This is a genomic window from Lascolabacillus sp. (assembly GCF_028696275.1).
Lineage (GTDB): Bacteria > Bacteroidota > Bacteroidia > Bacteroidales > Dysgonomonadaceae > Proteiniphilum > Proteiniphilum massiliensis.
This window is the reverse complement of record NZ_JAQVHI010000002.1, coordinates 73,937-77,552: the sequence shown is the minus strand read 5'-3', so window position 1 is coordinate 77,552 and position 3,616 is coordinate 73,937. Positions and strand designations below refer to the sequence as shown.

At 37.5% G+C, this 3,616-nt stretch carries 4 protein-coding genes; all 4 read right to left on the bottom strand.

The window, feature by feature from the left end; translation table 11 throughout:
* On the bottom strand, positions 1 to 422 hold a 422-nt coding region (locus tag PHO43_RS01300), incomplete at its 3' end, for an AAA family ATPase (protein ID WP_288011028.1).
* Complete coding sequence (locus PHO43_RS01295; protein ID WP_288008798.1) at positions 419 to 1,645, bottom strand: metallophosphoesterase family protein; 1,227 nt, start codon at positions 1,643 to 1,645, stop codon at positions 419 to 421. The genes PHO43_RS01300 and PHO43_RS01295, both read right to left, overlap by 4 nt.
* 317 nt (positions 1,646 to 1,962) lie before the next feature.
* The gene (locus PHO43_RS01290) at positions 1,963 to 3,210 is read right to left on the bottom strand and encodes an ABC transporter permease (protein ID WP_288011027.1); all 1,248 of its coding nucleotides are present in this window, start codon (positions 3,208 to 3,210) and stop codon (positions 1,963 to 1,965) included.
* A 7-nt stretch (positions 3,211 to 3,217) separates the two neighbouring features.
* Complete coding sequence (locus tag PHO43_RS01285) at positions 3,218 to 3,595, bottom strand: aminotransferase class I/II-fold pyridoxal phosphate-dependent enzyme (RefSeq protein WP_502867165.1); 378 nt, start codon at positions 3,593 to 3,595, stop codon at positions 3,218 to 3,220.
* Positions 3,596 to 3,616: the final 21 nt, after the last annotated feature.

The window sequence follows — 3,616 nt, the reverse complement described above, 5'->3', positions numbered from 1 at the left end:
ACATAATTAAGACCAATTGCTTTTTCCAGCTCACTAATTTCTACAGGAATCCATTCATTTCCCATTTTTCTGTAAGCAGTATGGTCTAACGTTTTAACCTCCTCAAATCGTTTTCTATTTCGTTTCCCCTTTACAATTGCGCGGTACGAATTACTATCTTTTCCGGTTTCAAAAATAAAATCGATTAATAACTCGTCAGATTTCAGGTTCATCATGTTGTAGTATCGATTATCACCTGAAATATTCAGTTTATCAGTTTTACCATATATAGCATAAGTAATAGCCTCTAATATAGATGATTTACCACTTCCAACAGTTCCGAAGATACCAAACAGTCCTGCATCAGTCAACTTTCTAAAATCTATCGTCTGCCTCTTCTGGTATGAATATAATCCTTCAATTGTTAATTCTATAGGTATCATTCTTCTTCCTCCTCTGCCAATATTTCTCTGAAAATGCTCATTATATCTTCACTCGGAGCTTGCCCTTTCTCATGAGTAAAATAGTCACAGAATAGCTCTTCCATACTTCTGTTCAAATCTATCTGCTTATGCCTGTTCTCTACATTTAAATCCTCGCTAATCACCTCTGGAATTATCGTTACTATACCCTGATGAACAGAATTCAACTTTCTTCTGTCTAAAGGAGTTATAAAAGTATCCGTAACCAGTGTCAACTCCACCAATGCATTTTGATTTTCTGAGAGCCATTCAATAGCCTCATCAATTCCGTTGACACGTTTTCTTAGAAGAGGTCTCACTGTAGATAGTTCAATCTCTCTTATTTCAGCTTTTTCACCAGGCAATATGTCAGCAATCAGAACAAACTTCTTCTGATTAGCCTCTGAAAAGCTGTAAGAAATTGGGCTGCCACTGTAATAAACAGGTGAAACAGAATCATCCACTTTATGCATCCTGTGCAGGTGTCCCAGTGCTGTATATTGAATCTGTTTAGGGATATTTTGAGTAAATATTGCTTGAGCTCCACCAACATGCAGTATAGGTTTTTCATCCTCAGGTTCCTCAGGGATGGGGCCGCCTTTTTTTATCATAAAAAGATGTGAAACTAGAATGTTAACACCGCTGTTGTCACAATACCTGTCTGCAATATTCTTCCAATGATCTTCAAGTACTCTGCGAAGTTCAGAATCAATATCTTCTGCATTAAGGAACTGTTTGAGTCTATATTCATTAGCATAAGGAGTGACCAATATTCTGACAGGGAAATCAATTTCTGCAAGCATCAATTCAATAAAACCCTTATCAACGCAAGAGATCTTAACACCAGTTTCAAGATGAAAAACAGGTACAACTGAATTAGGATAGCCCACAAAAATAATTCCACACTCCCGTGCCAAAGGATCTGGAGCTTCTATCCTGTCAGGAGAGTCATGATTACCAGCAATAGCTAATACAGGTCGCCTTCCCCCGTTAGATAATCTCTTTAATGTTTTATAGAACAGATCCACCGCCTCCGTAGGTGGATTAAACGTGTCAAACAGATCCCCCGATACAAGTACTATATCAACATGCTCACGATCTGCAATTTCACAAATCTCGTTCATTACAACAAATTGCTCATCCAGTCTGGAAAAATCCTCCAGACGTTTACCCAAATGCCAGTCAGCTGTGTGTAGTATTCTCATTCTAATAAGTTATTATCACAAATATAACATTTACCCACAGATTTAATGAGAATACTTTCAGTAAAAAAGATTCTTAATTCTTGCTCATCGCATGAAGTTTTCATTGGTAAATAAAGGGTTGTCTCCTCTTAACCAGGTAATTAAAGATGGTTTCAAAGGTGACAGTTAAGTATTCGGGTGTAGCCAAGCGTAAAGATGTGGGAAGCATCTATTGAATTGAGTGACAATTGGAATTTTGAGGACACTCATATTTGGATATATCTTACATCGAGTGACAGACAGATCAATTCTGACAGTATATGTGTAAAATGGATATTCTATTCGAACTTGATTGATTTTGAAGGAGTTATCCTGGCAACCAGGTAAGAAGGGCCAATCATCATCAGTAATGATACCAGTAGTGTACCTATGTTGAGTAGTATAATGTAAATCACGTTTAGATCAACCGGTACTGCTGATAGATAATAGGTCGAAGGGTCAAGTTTAAGTATATTGAACTGGTGTTGTATAATACAAAAAACAAGAGCAATAATATTGCCCCAGAGCATTCCTTTTCCAATAAGAAATGCGGAGAGGTAAAGGAATACTTTGCGGATACTGAAGTCTCTAGCGCCAATTGATTTCAGAATACCAATCATATTTGTTCTCTCCAGTATTATAATCAATAGCCCCGAAATCATGGTGAAGCCTGATACTATCAACATTAGTATAATGATTACCCACACATTCATATTAAGGAGCTCAAGCCAGTTGAAAATCATTGGGTTAATATCTTTAATAGATCGTGTATAGAGTGCATTTCCAAAACGATCTTTATAAGAAGACATCTCGAAGAACAGATTCTGTGCTGTCACATCCAGATTGTCATAATCCTTGACAAGCACTTCAATGCCACTCGCCATATCGTCATCCCATTCATTAAGGTTTCCAAGAATGATTTTCTCTGTCAGTATAAAGAGTTGATCATAATCTTCAAAATTTGTTTCGTAAATACCAGTAATATCAAAACGACGGGCACGTACGGGCTCCTGAACGAAGTAACAGGTGAATCTATCACCAGTTTTCAACTGAAGCTTATCAGCTATGCTTTTAGATATAATTGCCTGATTGGACGAAGTTGTATCATCAGGATTAATTATATCACCTTCAAGAAGATTGGTCCTGAAAAAATCCCAGTTATAGCTGTCAGAAACCCCTTTGAGAACTACACCAAGGAAGTCGTCATCGGTCTTTATTATAGCCGGTTTAGTAATAAACTCCTGAACATGACTTATTTCAGGATTTGAATAAAGTATATTGATAAGAGTATCCGATATTGCTATAGGTGTGTGCTCGTATGAAACATTGCTCTCGAAAGCTGTTATCTGAATGTGCGACCCAAAACCTATTACTTTACCGCGAATCTCTTTTTTGAATCCTACTATAATACATACAGCCACAATCATTACTGCCAGTCCCAATGATATTCCGGCAATAGCAATTTTAATAGCAGGCGAAGAAACCTGTTTGTCAAGTTTCTTCTCCCCTTTATAAATCCTTCTTGCTATGAAAAGTTCCGAATTCATTTTTGTTTTACATACACACATTCTTATACTCTTCCAACGCTTTTTCGAGTACTGTAAGCGCTTTGTCAAGGTCTTCAGTATTAAGTACATATGCTATTCTAACCTCATTGGTGCCCAAACCAGGTGTTACGTAAAAACCGGTAGCAGGAGCCATAAATATAGTTTGTCCCTCATAGCGGAAATCCGACAAACACCATGCACAAAATTTATCAGCATCATCAATAGGCAGCCTTGCAAGAGTATAGAAAGCACCTTGAGGCATTGGTGAATATACACCAGGTATTTTGTTAAGGCGATCGATTAGAAAATCACGTCGACTCTTATACTCCTTGAAATTACGCTGCATATAACTGCTGTCTTCGCTAAGCGAGGCGTTTGCTGCTATCTGACCAATCAGAGGAGGACT